The sequence below is a fragment of the Marinobacter sp. Hex_13 genome (assembly GCF_001566815.1).
Taxonomy (GTDB): domain Bacteria; phylum Pseudomonadota; class Gammaproteobacteria; order Pseudomonadales; family Oleiphilaceae; genus Marinobacter; species Marinobacter salarius.
In genome coordinates this window covers 1-16151 of record NZ_LSMM01000087.1, presented here as the reverse complement: position 1 = coordinate 16151, position 16151 = coordinate 1, and the positions used below count along the sequence as shown (strand labels likewise).

Here is a 16151-nt window from a genome sequence, read left to right as displayed (position 1 = left end):
CTCAACCAGGATTTTGACCTGAAAATCGGCATGCAGTCCCCGGAACTGGGAACATCCAAGTATCTGCAAGGCACCACCTGGCCCTTGCGCTGTGAAGGCAACCTGGCTGGCAGCCCCGCCAAGTGGTGTGGCCCGGACAAAGACGGTTTCAAGGACATCGGCAAACAGGTTGCTGCCAAGGCTGCCCAGGAGAAAATCAAGGATAAGCTGGGCATCGAGGGTGAAGGCGACACCGCCGAGGAAGTGATCAAGGATGCCGCCAAGAAAAAGGCCAAGGAAGAAGTGGACAAGCAAATCAAGGACAGCCTGAAAAAGCTGTTCAATTAATTTCCGTCCGCACCCGGCCGGAGCGACCCTCGCACGCTCCGGCCTCTTCCGCTGCAAACACACCGACGCGCTTGCCCTGCCCGGTGTTTCCGGGTACAACTCGCGGCATGCCCAGTCCTTCCCCCATCGATCCCGCCACTTTCAGCACCGCTGTGCTGACCTGGTACGACCAGTACGGACGCCAGAGCCTGCCCTGGCAACACCCGCGCACGCCCTATCAGGTGTGGATCTCGGAAATCATGCTGCAACAGACCCAGGTTGCCACCGTAATTCCTTTCTTCCAGCGGTTCATGGAACGCTTCCCGGATGTACACAGCCTGGCCAGTGCCGCCCAGGACGAAGTGCTCCACCTGTGGACGGGCCTTGGCTACTACGCCCGCGCCCGCAACCTGCACAAATGCGCCCAGGTGCTGGTGAGTGAGCATGATGGCGATTTCCCGCATACCGTTGAAGAGGTCTCCGCCCTGCCCGGCATCGGCCGCTCCACCGCCGGCGCCATTCTCGCCCAGAGCCGCGGGGTTCGAGCCGCCATCCTCGACGGCAACGTGAAACGGGTCCTCGCAAGGCTGCACGCGGTAGAGGGATGGCCCGGCAAGAAGCCGGTGGAAAACCGACTCTGGGAGCTGGCCGAGCACTACACGCCCCATGAACGGCTGGCCGATTACACCCAGGCGATGATGGATCTGGGCGCCACCGTCTGCACCCGTGGCACCCCGAACTGTGGTGCCTGCCCACTGCAGCCCCACTGCCATGCCCATGGCAACGGCAATCCCCAGGATTACCCCGGCAAGAAACCCAAAAAAGCGCTGCCGGTACGCACCACCATCATGCTGATTCTCCGTGACCACGAAGGCCGGGTCTGGCTGGAACCCCGCCCGTCACAGGGCATCTGGGGCGGCCTCTGGTGCTTCCCCCAGACGGAGCAGAGCGACGATGTCGAAAACGCCCTGAAACAACGGGCCTTGCGGGCCAGTGGTACACCTCAGCCCCTGACGGAGTTTCGCCATACGTTCAGTCATTTCCACCTGGATATCTCCCCCCGGGAGATCCGGGTGGAGGTGGTCGGCACCGGCGACAACAATGGCCGCTGGGTGAACCCGGCCGCCCCCGGGGAACTGGGGCTCGCCGCCCCGGTAAAAAAACTGCTGGGCCGACTCGACACACCCCGCCAGACCAGCATGTTATAGTCTCGCCACACAAACGCCGTATCACGGAGACGTTATGAGTCGCACGGTTTTCTGCCGAAAATACCAGAGCGAGCAGGAAGGGCTGGCACGCCCACCCTTCCCCGGTCCCAAGGGCCAGGACATCTACGACAACGTATCGAAGCAGGCGTGGCAGGAATGGCTGCATGAGCAGACCATGCTGATCAACGAAAAACACCTGAACGTGATGGACCCGGAAGCGAAACGCTTCCTGGATGAACAACGTGATCGTTTTCTGAACAACGAAAACTATGAAAAAGCGGAGGGTTACGTTCCCCCTGCTCACGATGCGAACAAATAAACGCGCATCCCTTGACGCCCCCGGCTCTAGCCGCTTTAATACGCGCCCTGATTGCCCGGATAGCTCAGTCGGTAGAGCAGGGGATTGAAAATCCCCGTGTCGGTGGTTCGATTCCGCCTCCGGGCACCATATAAAACAATGGCTTAGGCCATAAATGAGAAGCCCGGCTCTTGCCGGGCTTTTTCATGTAGGAGCCATGTAGGAAATCACCAAAGATTCCAGCCCCCCTTCCTTCTCCAGGTCACCTGCGAAACCAGCAGAAACTCAAAGCTCGCCTGAGCCCCCCCACAGGGACTGTCATACCCGGTATGACTCGCAGCGCAAGCCAAGGCACAAGACTTTCAGCAATCGACGCACGTCACAGCCTCCGTAGAAAATGGTGAATGAAAAGCCCGTGAACAGTAACGGCTGTTAGCTACCATCTTCATCAATCACTTTTGCCTTCAAGTTCACTCGCCTCATTCTTGGGTTCGCCACATCCTCCCCGACCTTCTCCTTCTCGTGAATTCGATGGGCCAACTCCATCAGCGTGTCCGGGTCAGCCTTAGTAGGCGAAGCCGTATTCCTGCCCACGTCTCCTGTCCGCTGGGGCTCAGCGAGACGCCTCTCAGCCAGACGGACAGCTTCACGACGCTGCCTTATCTTCTTCTGTACCTCCTGGGTAACGTCCTCTCCTTGGCTGAATACCTTAATGGAGTATTCGCAGGAATCGCTTGTCTCAACCTGCTCCTTTCCTTTTTTCCCATCGTGGCACGGCTCGTCTGTCATTAAACCTACCCTCCGGCTGGCATTACATCAGCATTACTTCCTCAAGGTACGCAAAGCCTTACCCATGAGGCAAACCTACCCACACGACTCTCAACTTGAAGATAAACGGCGCCAGAAGCACTCGGCGGACACACTCAAAGCCGGGACATACCGCAATTTCACCGACCCACGCTGATCAAGGCTATTCAATTAGTAAGGCCCTGCTACCCCTCGGCAATAGTCCCGCCCCGGCCAACGTAGTACGATTCAGGTTCAATTTTGGCGTTCGGGCACCGCTGCCCTACTGATGCCACCAGGGGAACGACTGAGCACATGGACAAGAAGAAACTCAGCGAAAGGGACATCTGTACAAAGTTCATCACCCCAGCCATCCATAAAGCCGGCTGGGACATCCAGAGGCAGGTCCGGGAAGAAGTATCCTTCACTGCCGGGCGTATTCTGGTTCGTGGGCGCTTACATGCCCGAGGCAAACAACGCCGCGCGGATTACGTTCTCAGTTTCCAGAAAAACCAGCCCATCGCCATTATCGAGGCCAAGGACAACAAGCACAGCTGGGCGATGGTATGCAACAGGCCCTGGCCTACAGCGATGCCCTGGACGCCCCCTTCGTCTTCTCCAGCAACGGTGACGGCTTCCTCTTTCACGACCGCACCGGGCTAGGCGAAAAGACCGAGACCGAGCTCACCTTGGACGAATTTCCATCCCCGGAAACTCTCTGGGCCCGCTATTGCCAGTGGAAAGGCCTGGACAACGCTGCTCAGGAAACCGTCGAGCAGCCCTACTACGACGACGGGAGTGGCCGCACCCCGCGTTACTATCAGGCCAACGCCATCAACCGCACTGTGGAAGCCGTAGCGCGCGGGCAGGACCGCATCCTGCTCGTCATGGCCACCGGCACCGGTAAGACCTACACCGCCTTCCAGATCATCTGGCGGCTGTGGAAGGCCCGCCAAAAGAAACGCATCCTGTTTCTGGCGGACCGCAACATCCTGGTGGACCAGACCAAGAGTAACGATTTCAAACCGTTTGGCGACGCCATGACCAAGGTCACCAAGCGCAAGATCGAGAAGTCCTACGAGATCTATCTCTCCCTCTATCAGGCCGTCACCGGCAGCGAGGAAGAGAAAAACATCTACAAGCAGTTCTCGCGGGACTTCTTCGATCTGGTGGTCATCGACGAATGCCACCGAGGCAGCGCCGCCGAGGACTCCGCTTGGCGGGAGATTCTGGATTACTTCTCCTCCGCCACCCATGTGGGCCTCACCGCCACCCCCAAGGAAACCAAAGACGTCTCCAACATCGATTACTTCGGCGAGCCGGTTTACACCTACTCCCTGAAGCAAGGCATCGAGGACGGCTTTCTGGCGCCCTACAAGGTTATCCGGGTAGATCTGGACAAGGATCTACAGGGCTGGCGCCCCGAGAAGGGACAGCTCGACAAAGACGGCAAGCTCATCGACGACCGCATCTACAACGCCAAGGACTTCGACAAAACCCTAGTATTGATGAAACGCGCCGAGACGGTGGCCGCCACCGTCACCCGCTTCATGGAGCAAACCGACCCGTACCAGAAGACCATTATCTTCTGCGAGAACATCGACCACGCCGAACGTATGCGCCAGGCCCTGGTCAACCTGAACCCCAAACGCATCGCCGAGAATCGTAAATACGTCATGCGTATCACCGGCGATGAGAACGAGGGCAAGGCCGAGCTGGACAACTTCATCAACCCGGAAGAGCGCTACCCGGTTATCGCTACTACCAGCAAGCTGATGACCACCGGCGTGGACGCCCAGACCTGTAAGCTCATCGCCCTCGACCAGAGCATCCGCTCCATGACCGAGTTCAAGCAGATCATCGGGCGTGGCACCCGGATCAACGATGACTACAAGAAGCACTGGTTCACCATCATGGATTTCAAGAAGGCCACCGAGCTGTTTGCCGACCCGGCCTTCGATGGCGATCCAGTGAAGGTCTATGTTCCCAAGGAAGGGGAAGACGTGGTGCCACCGGATGAAATTGAAGGGGGCACCGGTGACGAACCGGGCGATTACGACCCCATCGAACCTGAGGGCGGCTGGGACACGGACGATACCGGTGGTGCTGGCGGATGGGACGATGACGACACCGAGCACAAGCCCCGCGAGAAATTCGTCGTAGACGATGTGGAAGTCACTGTGATCGCCGAGCGAATCCAGTACCTGGGCCCGGACGGCAAACTGATCACCGAGAAATTGCGCGACTACAGCAAGAAAAAGCTGACCGAGCAGTTCGCCTCGCTGGATGACTTCCTGCGTCGCTGGAGCGAATCCGAACGCAAACAGGCCGTTATCGACGAACTTGCTGAACTAGGCATCCCCTGGGAAGCCCTGGCCGAAGAAGTGGAGCGCAAGACCGGCAAACACGCAGGCCCCTTCGATCTAGTCTGCCATGTGGCCTACGGCCAGCCGCCCCTTTCCCGCAAGGAACGGGCCGAGAACGTCAAAAAACGCAATTACTTCGCCCGCTACGAAGGCCAGGCCCGGCAAGTACTGGAAACCCTGCTGGACAAATACGCCGATACCGGCATCGAAGAAGTGGAAGACATCAAAGTCCTCCAGCTCGACCCCTTCCGACAGTTCGGCACCCTCCCCGAGCTAGTTAGCGCCTTTGGCGGCAAAGACGGCTACCTGAAAGCCGTTAATGACCTGGAATCAGAGATCTATAGCCAGAATGCTTAATTCACTCGAGTTACAAGACTGCCTTGTCCAAGCAGGGTTTACTCCGGACATTAAAGTAAGAATAGCCAAGTTCACTCATGGCGAAACGACTGTCTATGTGAAAACGCCCTCAGGCAAAGGAAATGAAGATAGCCCTGTAATCAAAGAGCCCCTTGTATTGAGGCCAGAGTGGCTTCCGCTCCTCGACATGGTTGGCGGGATTGAAGGTATTTATCCGAACAGAGAAGCCTTCTTCCACAACTCTAACCTCAGAGACTTCCCTCAGGGCACCTCTTCCAGAGGTAAGATCAACTTTAGGGGGCTGCCAGTAAATGTTGAAAACAAACAAGCCCTCGCCAAACTGTTAACCTTGGTCTGTGATCTGGATGTTTCGGATCTGCCGTATTTCGACGGCAGCCATGAACCGGAAAGCGCCTCTCTCTCTGAAACAGAGAAAGCAAGGCTAGCACTGGCACGCATTGGTCAAGGCAAGTATCGCAAGGCCCTCCTTAGCTATTGGGAAGGCTGCGCTGTCACCGACGCCCAACAATCAGAACTATTGAAAGCCTCACACATGAAGCCCTGGCGCTTTTCCGACAATAAAGAACGTCTTGATCCCTACAACGGTCTACTGCTGTCCGCGAACTTGGATGCTGCCTTTGATAACGGCCTGATTACCTTTTCCTCCCAAGGCGACATTCTAATTTCCAAAGGGTTTAGCGAGGCCAGCGACTTTGGTATCGACGCCAGCATGAAACTCCGAAAACTCGATGCCCAACATCAGGAATACCTCACCTGGCATCGCGACAACGAATTTAAAGGATAAACAGTGAGCATTTCGACCGTTATCAAATCCATTCAGGACATCATGCGCAAAGACGTGGGTGTCGACGGGGACGCCCAGCGTATTGGCCAGTTGGTCTGGATGCTGTTTCTCAAGATTTACGACGCCCGTGAAGAAGAATGGGAGCTGATGGACGACAACTACCAGTCGCCTATCCCTGAGCCACTGCGCTGGCGCAACTGGGCCGCAGACGCCGAAGGTATCACCGGGGATGAACTGAAAGCCTTTCTCGACAACACCCTGTTCCCCGGCCTACAAAAACTGGAAGCCAGGGGCAATGACCAGCGCGCCTTTGTGATCCGGGCCGTGTTCGAGGATGCCTACAACTACATGAAGTCCGGCCAGCTGATCCGGCAGGTCATCAACAAGATCCAGGAAGGCATCAACTTCAACAAGTCCTCCGAGCGCCATGAGCTGGGCGATGTGTACGAGCAGATTCTCAAGGACTTACAGAGCGCCGGTAACGCCGGGGAGTTTTACACCCCGCGAGCCATGACGCGCTTTATGGTGAACCGTGTCGACCCCAAGCTGGACGAGAGCATCATGGACCCGGCCTGCGGCACCGGCGGCTTCCTGACCTGTAGCATCGACCACAAGCGCCAGCACTACGTCAGCACCGTGGAGGACGAGCAAATCCTCCAGCGCACCATCCACGGCATCGAGAAGAAACCGCTGCCCCACCTGCTGGCCACCACCAACATGATCCTCCATGGCATCGAGGTACCTAACCAGATCCGCCACGACAACGCCCTGGCCCGCCCCCTGATTAGCTGGGGCCCCAAAGAGCGCGTAGACGTCATTGTCGCCAACCCGCCCTTTGGCGGCATGGAAGAAGACGGCATCGAGACCAACTTCCCCCAGGCCTTCCGTACCCGGGAAACCGCTGACCTGTTCATGACGCTGTTTATCCAGCTCCTCAAGAGCGGAGGTCGGGCCGCCGTGGTCCTGCCAGATGGCTTCTTGTTCGGCGAGGGCATGAAAACCCGCCTCAAGGAAAAGCTGCTCACTGAGTGTAACCTCCACACCATCGTTCGGTTGCCCAACGGGGTATTCAGCCCCTATACCGGCATCAAGACCAACCTGCTGTTCTTTACCAAGGGAAAGCCAACAGAGACGGTCTGGTACTACGAGCACCCCTATCCAGACGGCTACAAGAGCTACAGCAAGACCAAACCCATGCGTTTCGAGGAGTTTCAGACCGAGATAGATTGGTGGGGAGATGAGGCGGACGGCTTTGCCGGGCGAGAAGAGACCGAGCAGGCCTGGAAAGTCAGCATCGATGAGATCCGCGAGCGCAACTACGACCTCGACATCAAGAACCCTTGGCAGGCAGAGGCGGAGAATCATGATCCCGATGAACTGTTGGCCAAGTATGAGCAACAACAGGCGGAGATTCAGGAGATTCGCGATCAGCTGAAAGGTTTTCTGGCTGAAGCACTGGGTGGCTCCGAGCGAGAGGGGGCGGCATGAGCGCTGAAGAGCTTATTACCGACCATCTGGATTTATGGACTGAGGCAACAACCAAGAAACCCGGCAGTGGCCGAGGAACTAATGGCAAGATTGAGCTGACTGGGATTGACAAGCTACGGAAGCTAATTTTGGAGCTTGCTGTTCGGGGGTTGCTCACGGAACAACGCATCTGCGAATCAGACGCTTCAGAGATAGTCTCCAACCTGCACAAAGAGCAAAAACGGTTAGTGGCTGCTGGCCTAATAAAAAAAAGCAAACCCCTCAAACCACTTAATGAAGTCGAGAAGCCATACCCGCTGCCAAAAGGTTGGCAATGGGTACGTCTTGGCCAAACGATGGAGATGTACAACGGCCGAGCCTTTAAATCATCCGAGTGGTCCACCTCTGGCCTGCCAATAATCCGAATTCAAAACCTTAACGACCCAAAGGCACCTACCAACTATTTTTCCGGGCCACTCAATGACCGTCATTCCATTGACACCGGCACTTTCCTTATTAGCTGGTCAGGAACACCTGGCACATCTTTCGGGGCTTTTATTTGGAATCGAGGTCCTGCCGCACTAAACCAGCACATCAACAAGTGCGTGTTCTTTGGAGACTTCCTAATCCCTAAGTTCATGCAACTCGCCGTTAACGGACAAATGAAAAATTTCATTCAAAGCGCACAGGGCGGTGTTGGACTAAAACATGTTACTAAGGGGGTGCTAGCTAACGCTTTGATCGCCCTCCCCCCAAAAGAGGAACAACACCGCATCATCCAAAAAGTCGATGAGCTTATGGCCCTATGCGACCGATTGGAACAGCAAACCTGCGACCAGCTCGCCGCTCACGACACCCTCGTGGACACCCTGCTAAGCACCCTGACGCAATCCCCAAACGCCACCGAACTGGCCGAAAACTGGACCCGCCTAGCCGCCCATTTCGACACCCTGTTCACCACCGAACAGAGCATCGACAAGCTCAAGAAAACCATTCTTCAGCTAGCTGTTATGGGGGCTTTGGCAGGATCACCCACCAAAACCGCCATCTCAGGAAAACCTGAAAAGCCATCTGTAAAAAGATGCGGGATGTCCAGCGACAAAAAACAATCTACCCCCTTAATAGAAGCATCGAAGATAGACAAGCCTTTTTCAATTCCTGCTGCTTGGAGGTGGGAGAAAATAGAGGACTTGGTTGACCCTGATAAAGGCATTTCCTATGGGATTATTAAGTTAGGCAAAGAACCGAAGTCGGGAGGTGTGCCAACACTAAGGTGTAGCGATGTCAAACCCCGAAAGATTGATACATCAGGAATCAGGACTGTTTCAGAAAAAATTGAAGAGCCGTACCGAAGAACCCGCTTGGAAGGAGGCGAGGTTATATTGAACATTCGGGGAACACTTGGAGGAGTAGCTTTGGTTCCAAGCAACTTGAAGGGGTTTAATGTGGCCAGAGAGGTCGCTGTAATCCCCCTTGGTCCGACGATTTATGGCCCCTTCTTGGTGAACCTTATCGCGTCTCCATTCTTTTGGGAGATGATTGAGTCAAACCTAAAAGGAATCGCTTATAAAGGGCTGAATTTAAAGACTCTTAGATCTTTGCGCGTCCCTGTTCCGCCATTAAACGTACAAAAAGAAGTAGTGAAGAAGACTGAAGAGCTTATTTCCATTTGCGACCAGCTTGAAGCTTGTATTCTGAAAGCTAGTGACACCCGAGGACTCTTGGCTAATACAGTTGTGGAATCTGCACTGGTTTGATGAAAATTGAATAGAGATCAATTGGAGCAACCATGACAATCCAACAAGGAATTTGGCGCATCAATCCGGCTATGGATGGCGAGATCTCCACACCCCAACGCCTCAGCACCGCCCGCTTGGACGACGAAAACCAGCTGGAGGAGCTGATCGTCCAGGATGTCTCCATCCTCAATGCCGATTGGTTGCTCATTGGCAGGCAAGTACGCACTGCTTTCGATAAGCGCATCGACCTGCTGGCGCTGGATGCCAATGGCAGCGTGGTCATCATCGAGCTCAAGCGCGACAAGACGCCCCGTGACGTAGTGGCCCAGGCCATCGACTACGCCTCCTGGGTAGAAACCCTGGAAGATTCGGATCTGGTGGATTGCTATGTGGATTTCGCCACCAGCCATCAGCTACCGAACACAAGCCTGGATGCTGCCTTCCACACCTGCTTCGGCCTGCGGCTGTCCGATGTGGCGCTAAACGAATCTCACCAGATGGTTATCGTCGCCTCCGAGCTGGACGCCAGCACGGAGCGAATCATCAACTACCTGAACGACCGCCATGGCGTAGGCATCAATGCGGTCTTCTTCTCGGCCTTCAGCGACGGCGACCAGCGCTACCTTTCTCGCGCCTGGATGATCGACCCCCAGGAAACCCAGCATCTGGTTACCACCCGTGGCGTCCGCCAGTCCTGGAACGGTGAATTCTACGTCTCCTTCGGCGCAGACTACCGCCGAGACTGGGACGATGCCCGACGCTACGGCTTCATCAGTGCCGGCGGCGGCACCTGGTACTCAAATACCCTCAACATGCTCTCAGAAGACGACCGGGTGTGGGTCAACATCCCCCGCACAGGCTATGTGGGCGTCGGCATTGTCACCGGTGAGCGCATGCCCCTGGCCGAATTCACCATCGACGGCACACCACTCACCGAGATGGACAGCCCGGTCGACTACAAGGCCCTCGCCGCCGAACCTGACGACACCACCGAATACGTGGTCCCGATCCGCTGGGTACATGCTGTCCCCGCCAGCCAAGCATTTTCTGAAACAGGATTGTTCGGTAACCAACATTCGGTCTGTAAACCTGAGACGGGCAAGTGGTCTCATACCGTTGAACGCCTGAAGCAGGTATGGGATATAGTGGGTTCAGCGTGAACCGCGTTTCAGCTCTTGGGGAATGAATGGCAGATCCAGTACACATAAAAGAGGTAATCCGGCCGGCCGATCAAGGGGTTAGCCGCCCCTACCTCTGCCGCAGTTTCAGTGATGACCTTTACTATGTGAAAGGCAGAAACACTGACCCTGACAGCATGTACAAGGAATGGGGGTGCGCTCACCTCGCAAGAAGCCTCAATCTGCCTCTCCCGGATTTCTCACTGGTAGAGCTGGATCCCGCTCTGGTTGAGGCGCTCCCTCCAGAATTGGCAGACATTGGGGCCGGTCTCGCTTTCGGATCCAAGGCAATCCGGAGGGCTGCCTGGTTCGAGCAAGCCTCCGTCAGCAACATACCTAAGACCCTGCAACGTCGGATTGTGGCATTTGACTGGTGGATTCAAAATTTAGACAGGAGCATCCATAACTCCAACCTGTTACTGGACGAAGAATCCCTTGTTGTTATCGATCACAACAATGCCTTCGACACCCAATTTGACCCACAGCAGTTCATTCAACAGCACATCTTCGCCGATGAAGGCAGAAATCTGTTCTCCGACTACATTGAGAGAGACGCGCTACAGAACGAATTCAGACAGCTCGTCCCGGTTTTTAGCAAGGCTATCGCTGAGGCGCCAGCAGAGTGGAAATGGTACGATAGCGAGGCTACAGTACCGAGCAATTTCGATTCTTCGCACTGCAAAAAAGTTATAAAAAGGTGCCTTGATAGTAGTTTTTGGGATATATAATGGAACGTCTAGCCTGCAAATACAGCGTTATTCAGTTTCTCCCCTACCCGGAAACCGGCGAGTTCGCGAACGTCGGCGTTCTGCTGGTATGCGAGAAGACTGGGCTTTTGGACTTCCGCCTGGAAACCAAGCGGACTAGCCGTTACACCTCCTTCTTCCAGAATCTCGATGTTGGCTTGTATCGTTTTGCGACCAAGAACCTGGGCGAGGAAATGAAGCGCGTCCGCAATCTGGTTGCTCACGGCGAGCAGCACAACCTGCTAGCAGCTTTCGACGGCTTGACCCACCCGAGAGAGACTATTTTGCGGTTTGGCACGCCAAGGGTGGTCCTGACTGAAAACCCAGCGGCTGAACTTGATGCGCTTTTTGAGCATTATGTTCGCCATGGGTTTGCCAAGGATGCGAATTACGAGGCCGAGCTGGAGAGAAAGGTCAAACAGTGCCTCCAAGGTCTGAAACTCGCTGCCCCCTTCAGAAACAAGAAGGTAGGCAATGACCTGTACGCTGTTCAATTCCCTCTGGTTCAAACGCTTGGCAACAAGGCCACCAAAGCCATTAAGCCGTTTTTCCTGGGCCAGCAAACCCCGAACGCCATCTACGACCATGCGGATCGCTGGATTGCCAAGCTGAAACGCCTGGAAGACATGGACCTCATGCCAGAACGCGTTCTTTTCGCGGTCAAAGGCCCACAGCAGACTCAAGTTAGCGATGCGGATGACTACAGGAAGCGCGACTTTGCCTTCCATGAAGTCCGTAACGAACTCTCCAGCTTCGCCGAGATTGCTCTGGATAAGGATGGCAACGGTATTCAGGCAATTAGAGACTTCGCCGTCCAGTAGCCTTGATCAGCCACATCCAGTACTTCAGGCCTTAGCAGTGGGGCCACCCGAGTCATGGGCGCCCCACTTTTGCCAGCCCCCAGCCAAGGATCGCTCTCTAGTCGGCACAGACGCGAACAGCGCTTCTACCGTAGTTGTTTGCTGTGTTGGCCTTGTGCCCTTTGCCTCGCTCTTTCGCTAGATAGGAGCCCCGGTAAAACGCATCTCGATAAACCTCTTCATCACCTCTTTCCAGAAAGTAATAACAATTCTTCGGTGTGTAGGGCCGCGGCCAGTCCCAGCCTTCTGCTATATCCTCCACCCGGCGTATTAGCCTGGACGGATGGCGCACTTTATGGCCGTCCAGCATGAGCACCAAGTGATAGTGTTGCTGCTTCGCCTTTTCCAGCTCCCGGACCCACAAATAGCCAATCCTGACCGTTTTATAGTGCCGGGAAACATGCTTCTTCAGCTTCCTGCAGAAATCCGACATAGGCGCATTGTCACCACAATACTCTCGCTGCCGAATGTCCAGGCGGACAAACAATACTCTGGAATAGTGGCTCAGCATGGCGTCCATTTCCCGCTTCAGCGCCACCAGCACCTCCTGGTAGCAACCGCGCGCACTATCAGCATTAATGGTTAACTTCATTCCGCCAAGACTAACCTCATTGGCCCGAATCACTTTCCGCACCCATATAGCCACGCGCCAATGGCTTTTTGATGAAGATTAGAGAGTGAACCCCTTATATAGATACTATGAATAACCTGCGACTTTTCACCGAGTATCAATCCCCGAATGTCGCACAGCACAAGGCTTACAGCTGCGGAGCATGTCCAGAAAAAGGGGTAAAGTATTGACATGGAGGGGCACCCAGAATTGGGAGCCCTCTCAAGATGATTACGATGATTCAGGCGGGTCATATCAACACCCCCCAGCGCTTCAAAAACCGGGCAGCTCGCTCCTTGGAGGCATCGGCTAATTGATACGCCTTTACCGGTGTTGTGCCTCCGAAACTGTTATCTACCTCCTCCCATTCGCGGTCAAAATCAAGGCCGTAATCGTTATAAAGGGTGCTTATTGTCGAGTTAAAGCAAGAATCTCCTAGATCCGCGGCTTCAAATCTATTGAGCCTGGCCCCCGCTAGCATCAAGGCTAGCATTCGGGCTATTTTCGTTGGCTTTTTCGGGGTGTTACCCTTGCGCTGTGTAGGGCGCTTTCTTGCTTTGGCAGGGGGCGCTTTTTTCATTCCGCACCTCCCTGCTCCAGCAACTGATCCGCCGCATCAAAAGGCCAAATAAGACGACCATTTCGTAGTTTCTGCGGGGTAATGCCAAAATAGCTGCCGCACTGACAGAGGCGGACACGAATAGACTCAGGCTTAATGCCAATTTGAGCCCCGAACTGACTGGTAGTGAGACCACCAGAAACCACTTCTTCCATTAGGACTAACTCCTCTCAATTAAGTTAGTCCGCAGGATGAAGACGCCAATACCGACCTAAGCGGCTTACTTCGGTTTTTTCCTCAGGTACTTATCAAAAAAAGTCTTCTTGGTGATCGAGGCAAACGCCTCACCATCAATGCTGGCTAATAGATCTCCACCATCCTTGAAACATTCAACCTCCTGATTCTTACCGCAAGCATTGGTACATTCGATAACCAAGTAAGGCTCATACTCTGGAATGTGCGCCCATAGTCGATCCTTCTTCGCACCCGGCAGAGCTTCCTTCAAATAATCCGCAATCACCGCCCATGCCCTTCTGGGCTTTTTCTTCCCTCCAGTCCTCGAATGCTTTTTTTGCCGCCGGTCTATCGCCTCAACCACCGTCTGCTCCGTGCCTGGCAATGTAATTCTTATTGAGTGATACAAAAACCCAAGAATCTCTTCAGCCACCGCAGACCCCGAAGCCTCTCCGGAACCACTCAATACTCGAGACACATTTAATAGCTCCTCATGAACAGCAATAGAGGACGGAGGAAGGCCTGGCTCTGTCAGCGTCGTCTTGTAATTTTGAACCGCGTCGAGGAATACTTGGACGTGCCCTCCAGAATGATCGTATCGGTAGGCAAAATCCTTAAAAAACCGATCATAGTCACCCGCTAACTGTCTAACCGCTTTGCTCTCTTTGACTAAGGATTCCACGTCCAGCTTCTTTGCATAGGAGGCAAGAAAACCCAGTCGCACGTTGGAATTTTCACTAGACATAAAGCCCCTCTAGCTGGCTATCGCCAGCCTCCCTTTCAATTTCTCGGCAGGATCAGGCTGCTCCAGCCCGGCTTCCTTCAGAATCCAGCCCTCGATCTTGGTATGCCATTGGCGCAACAGGTCCAGCGGGCGCTGGCGATAGTGCTTTTCCGCAATAGCTGAAGGCTTGTGGCCCTGGATCTGGGCGACCACTCCGACAGGGCACTCAACCCACTCAGACAAGGTGCCAAACGAGCGACGCAGCCCATGGAAGGAGGTGGGGGGCAATCCTGCCTTGCTCAGCGCCCGCTGGTGGGCGCGATACACGTCTGCCAGCCTGCCGGATTCGGATGTGGCGCTGCTGAACACCCAATCATTGCGCCGAGGGAGCACATAGAGCTTGTGGGCAAGGTACGGGGGCAATGGAACCACTCTCGCCTCTTCCACCTTGTCTCCCAGCGTTAGCGACCGCCAACGAAAGTCCACATCGGCCCATCTCAGCTGTGCCATTTCTTCCCGACGGGCCCCCGTCAGTAGTAACGCTTCAAGATAAGCCGTAACAACAGGGCTCTCATGTTGGCTCACCGCCTTGAACCAGTCCGCCAGCATCTCTTTCTGGAGACAGTCTGTCTTGGCCTTGGCCGGGGCCACTGACCTCCGGACCTTCTTGGTGAGTAGATCGGACGGGGAAGCCAGCCCCTGATAGCGCGGCTGATCTTCACACCAGTTGAGGAAGGCCCTCAGAAGACGAAAGGCCCTTGAGGCGGAGGTGGGGCGGCTTTCACTCTCTCGCTGAATCCAGCGTTCCAGCAAATCCGGGCTCAGATCCACCAAGCGCTCCTTCGTGAGCTCATACAAAGGACCCGCTTTGGTCTTCTTTTTGGAGCGCTTGCGAGGCAGACCGGGCTCCTGAACCACCTTCTGATGATCTTTCAGCTGGTGCTCACCCCAATGGCGCTTGTTAGCCTCTATGTACTCTGGCCATAACTCACCAAGGGTAATCTCCTGTCGCTTCTGCTCGTGGCGCTCACGCTCTTTCTGTCGAGCCTGCTCGGCTTTCTGGTCCCTGGGATCAACGCCAGAATCCACCAAAACCTGCAATTTCCTTGCTTCAGCTCTCGCAGCAGCTATGTCCCAGGCCTGCGTTGAGCCAATGGTAATGCGCCCGTTACGACCATGTAGGCGAAACTCAAAGACATAGGACTTGGCTCCCGCCGCCGTTAGGCGCAACCCAAGACTTTTGGGATCATCGTCCCAGAGGAATTGCTGCTGGCGGCCCTGGGGACATTTAGCCTTGCGAATACGATCAGGCGTGAAGTGGATGCGATTTGGTGTACGCTTTGCCTGTGCCAAGGGGGAATCCTCCGTATTGCCCTTTGGTGAGCCCCACTGGTGTTGCCGCACCTTTGGGGCTTTTTATTGGCTCAATTCCTGCTTTTTCAGAAATCGCTCTATTTCTGCTGAAATAGCCCCTCCTTTCTGTGTAGGAGCCATGTAGGAACCGTGTAGGAATTCTGGGATAATTAATTGGCACTATCAAGCATTAACTTAAGCCACTGTATTGCATACATATTACTGATTTATAAAGAAAAATTAGCACAAATAAATGCAAGCAGATTAGTCAGTTAAAAGGATTGAAAATCCCCGTGTCGGTGGTTCGATTCCGCCTCCGGGCACCATACAAAAGGCCTCGCTCAATAGAGCGGGGCCTTTTTTATGGTGTCTGGCCACGCCTCCCCCGCCGGTTACCACCACCGTTGGCGCTTTGCTCGCAAAGCGAAAGCCGCAGAAGGCACGAAGCCAGCCCCCCATTAACTTGCCAGCATGCACTCAAGGGACTACCCCCCTCCGCGCGTCCCCCTTATCCTGTCAATGCACACACCGCAGGATAGTCCATGCTAATACGTC

14 protein-coding genes, 1 tRNA gene and 2 pseudogenes are annotated in these 16151 nt (G+C 55.0%); 11 read left to right on the top strand and 6 right to left on the bottom strand.

The window, feature by feature from the left end:
• The 4 genes and pseudogenes from AXW11_RS19855 to AXW11_RS19840 all read left to right on the top strand — a co-directional run.
• Nucleotides 1-327: pseudogene (locus AXW11_RS19855) on the top strand (hypothetical protein); the annotation flags it as partial.
• Between the two features lie 125 nt (nt 328-452).
• Nucleotides 453-1514, top strand: coding sequence for an A/G-specific adenine glycosylase (gene mutY, locus AXW11_RS19850; protein ID WP_286792646.1), 1062 nt, complete (start codon nt 453-455; stop codon nt 1512-1514).
• 34 nt (nt 1515-1548) lie between these two features.
• On the top strand, nt 1549-1833 hold the full coding sequence (locus AXW11_RS19845; RefSeq protein ID WP_062815658.1) for an oxidative damage protection protein: 285 nt from the start codon (nt 1549-1551) through the stop codon (nt 1831-1833).
• A 53-nt stretch (nt 1834-1886) separates the two neighbouring features.
• Nucleotides 1887-1962, top strand: a tRNA-Phe gene (locus AXW11_RS19840).
• 282 nt (nt 1963-2244) lie between these two features.
• Here the strand turns inward: AXW11_RS19840 and AXW11_RS19835 are convergent.
• Nucleotides 2245-2601 carry a hypothetical protein gene (locus AXW11_RS19835; RefSeq protein WP_286792641.1) on the bottom strand — a complete coding sequence of 119 codons (357 nt, stop codon included), beginning with the start codon at nt 2599-2601 and terminating at the stop codon, nt 2245-2247.
• A gap of 312 nt (nt 2602-2913) precedes the next feature.
• On the opposite strand from AXW11_RS19835, the pseudogene hsdR reads away from it, so the two are divergent.
• The 7 genes and pseudogenes from hsdR to AXW11_RS19800 all read left to right on the top strand — a co-directional run bounded on the left by hsdR (nt 2914) and on the right by AXW11_RS19800 (nt 12077).
• A pseudogene (hsdR, locus tag AXW11_RS19830) lies at nt 2914-5321 on the top strand (EcoAI/FtnUII family type I restriction enzme subunit R).
• Entirely contained in the window at nt 5314-6126 is an 813-nt protein-coding gene (locus AXW11_RS19825) for an HNH endonuclease (RefSeq protein WP_286792639.1), read from the top strand. The pseudogene hsdR and the gene AXW11_RS19825 overlap by 8 nt, the downstream one beginning before the upstream one ends.
• A 3-nt stretch (nt 6127-6129) precedes the next feature.
• Complete coding sequence (locus AXW11_RS19820; RefSeq protein WP_286792637.1) at nt 6130-7614, top strand: type I restriction-modification system subunit M; 1485 nt, start codon at nt 6130-6132, stop codon at nt 7612-7614.
• On the top strand, nt 7611-9350 hold the full coding sequence (locus AXW11_RS19815; RefSeq protein WP_286792635.1) for a restriction endonuclease subunit S: 1740 nt from the start codon (nt 7611-7613) through the stop codon (nt 9348-9350). The genes AXW11_RS19820 and AXW11_RS19815 overlap by 4 nt, the downstream gene beginning before the upstream one ends.
• Before the next feature lie 32 nt (nt 9351-9382).
• The gene (locus tag AXW11_RS19810) at nt 9383-10492 is read left to right on the top strand and encodes an endonuclease NucS domain-containing protein (RefSeq protein WP_286792633.1); all 1110 of its coding nucleotides are present in this window, start codon (nt 9383-9385) and stop codon (nt 10490-10492) included.
• A gap of 26 nt (nt 10493-10518) precedes the next feature.
• Entirely contained in the window at nt 10519-11238 is a 720-nt protein-coding gene (locus AXW11_RS19805; protein WP_286792632.1) for a HipA family kinase, read from the top strand.
• Nucleotides 11238-12077 carry a DUF3037 domain-containing protein gene (locus AXW11_RS19800; RefSeq protein ID WP_286792631.1) on the top strand — a complete coding sequence of 280 codons (840 nt, stop codon included), beginning with the start codon at nt 11238-11240 and terminating at the stop codon, nt 12075-12077. Before AXW11_RS19805 ends, AXW11_RS19800 begins: the two co-directional genes overlap by 1 nt.
• A gap of 97 nt (nt 12078-12174) precedes the next feature.
• Here the strand turns inward: AXW11_RS19800 and AXW11_RS19795 are convergent, their stop codons facing one another.
• The 5 genes from AXW11_RS19795 to AXW11_RS19775 form a co-directional block, all read right to left on the bottom strand.
• Nucleotides 12175-12708 carry a YagK/YfjJ domain-containing protein gene (locus AXW11_RS19795; RefSeq protein WP_286792630.1) on the bottom strand — a complete coding sequence of 178 codons (534 nt, stop codon included), beginning with the start codon at nt 12706-12708 and terminating at the stop codon, nt 12175-12177.
• A 268-nt stretch (nt 12709-12976) separates the two neighbouring features.
• Nucleotides 12977-13306, bottom strand: coding sequence for a hypothetical protein (locus tag AXW11_RS19790; protein ID WP_286792629.1), 330 nt, complete (start codon nt 13304-13306; stop codon nt 12977-12979).
• Entirely contained in the window at nt 13303-13500 is a 198-nt protein-coding gene (locus AXW11_RS19785) for a hypothetical protein (RefSeq protein WP_286792628.1), read from the bottom strand. The genes AXW11_RS19790 and AXW11_RS19785 overlap by 4 nt, the downstream gene beginning before the upstream one ends.
• Nucleotides 13501-13565: 65 nt before the next feature.
• Entirely contained in the window at nt 13566-14264 is a 699-nt protein-coding gene (locus tag AXW11_RS19780) for a hypothetical protein (protein WP_286792627.1), read from the bottom strand.
• Nucleotides 14265-14273: 9 nt separating this feature from the next.
• Nucleotides 14274-15596 (bottom strand): tyrosine-type recombinase/integrase, encoded by a 1323-nt coding sequence (locus tag AXW11_RS19775; RefSeq protein ID WP_286792626.1) that lies wholly within the window; start codon nt 15594-15596, stop codon nt 14274-14276.
• Nucleotides 15597-16151: the final 555 nt, after the last annotated feature.

What these genes read in the sequence shown, in the direction of transcription:
- AXW11_RS19845 (WP_062815658.1), top strand. Translation starts at nt 1,549, where the DNA reads ATGAGTCGCACGGTTTTCTGCCGAAAATACCAGAGCGAGCAGGAAGGG.
- AXW11_RS19835 (WP_286792641.1), bottom strand. Translation starts at nt 2,601, where the DNA reads ATGACAGACGAGCCGTGCCACGATGGGAAAAAAGGAAAGGAGCAGGTT.
- AXW11_RS19825 (WP_286792639.1), top strand. Translation starts at nt 5,314, where the DNA reads ATGCTTAATTCACTCGAGTTACAAGACTGCCTTGTCCAAGCAGGGTTT.
- AXW11_RS19815 (WP_286792635.1), top strand. Translation starts at nt 7,611, where the DNA reads ATGAGCGCTGAAGAGCTTATTACCGACCATCTGGATTTATGGACTGAG.
- AXW11_RS19810 (WP_286792633.1), top strand. Translation starts at nt 9,383, where the DNA reads ATGACAATCCAACAAGGAATTTGGCGCATCAATCCGGCTATGGATGGC.
- AXW11_RS19805 (WP_286792632.1), top strand. Translation starts at nt 10,519, where the DNA reads ATGGCAGATCCAGTACACATAAAAGAGGTAATCCGGCCGGCCGATCAA.
- AXW11_RS19800 (WP_286792631.1), top strand. Translation starts at nt 11,238, where the DNA reads ATGGAACGTCTAGCCTGCAAATACAGCGTTATTCAGTTTCTCCCCTAC.
- AXW11_RS19795 (WP_286792630.1), bottom strand. Translation starts at nt 12,708, where the DNA reads ATGAAGTTAACCATTAATGCTGATAGTGCGCGCGGTTGCTACCAGGAG.
- AXW11_RS19790 (WP_286792629.1), bottom strand. Translation starts at nt 13,306, where the DNA reads ATGAAAAAAGCGCCCCCTGCCAAAGCAAGAAAGCGCCCTACACAGCGC.
- AXW11_RS19785 (WP_286792628.1), bottom strand. Translation starts at nt 13,500, where the DNA reads ATGGAAGAAGTGGTTTCTGGTGGTCTCACTACCAGTCAGTTCGGGGCT.
- AXW11_RS19780 (WP_286792627.1), bottom strand. Translation starts at nt 14,264, where the DNA reads ATGTCTAGTGAAAATTCCAACGTGCGACTGGGTTTTCTTGCCTCCTAT.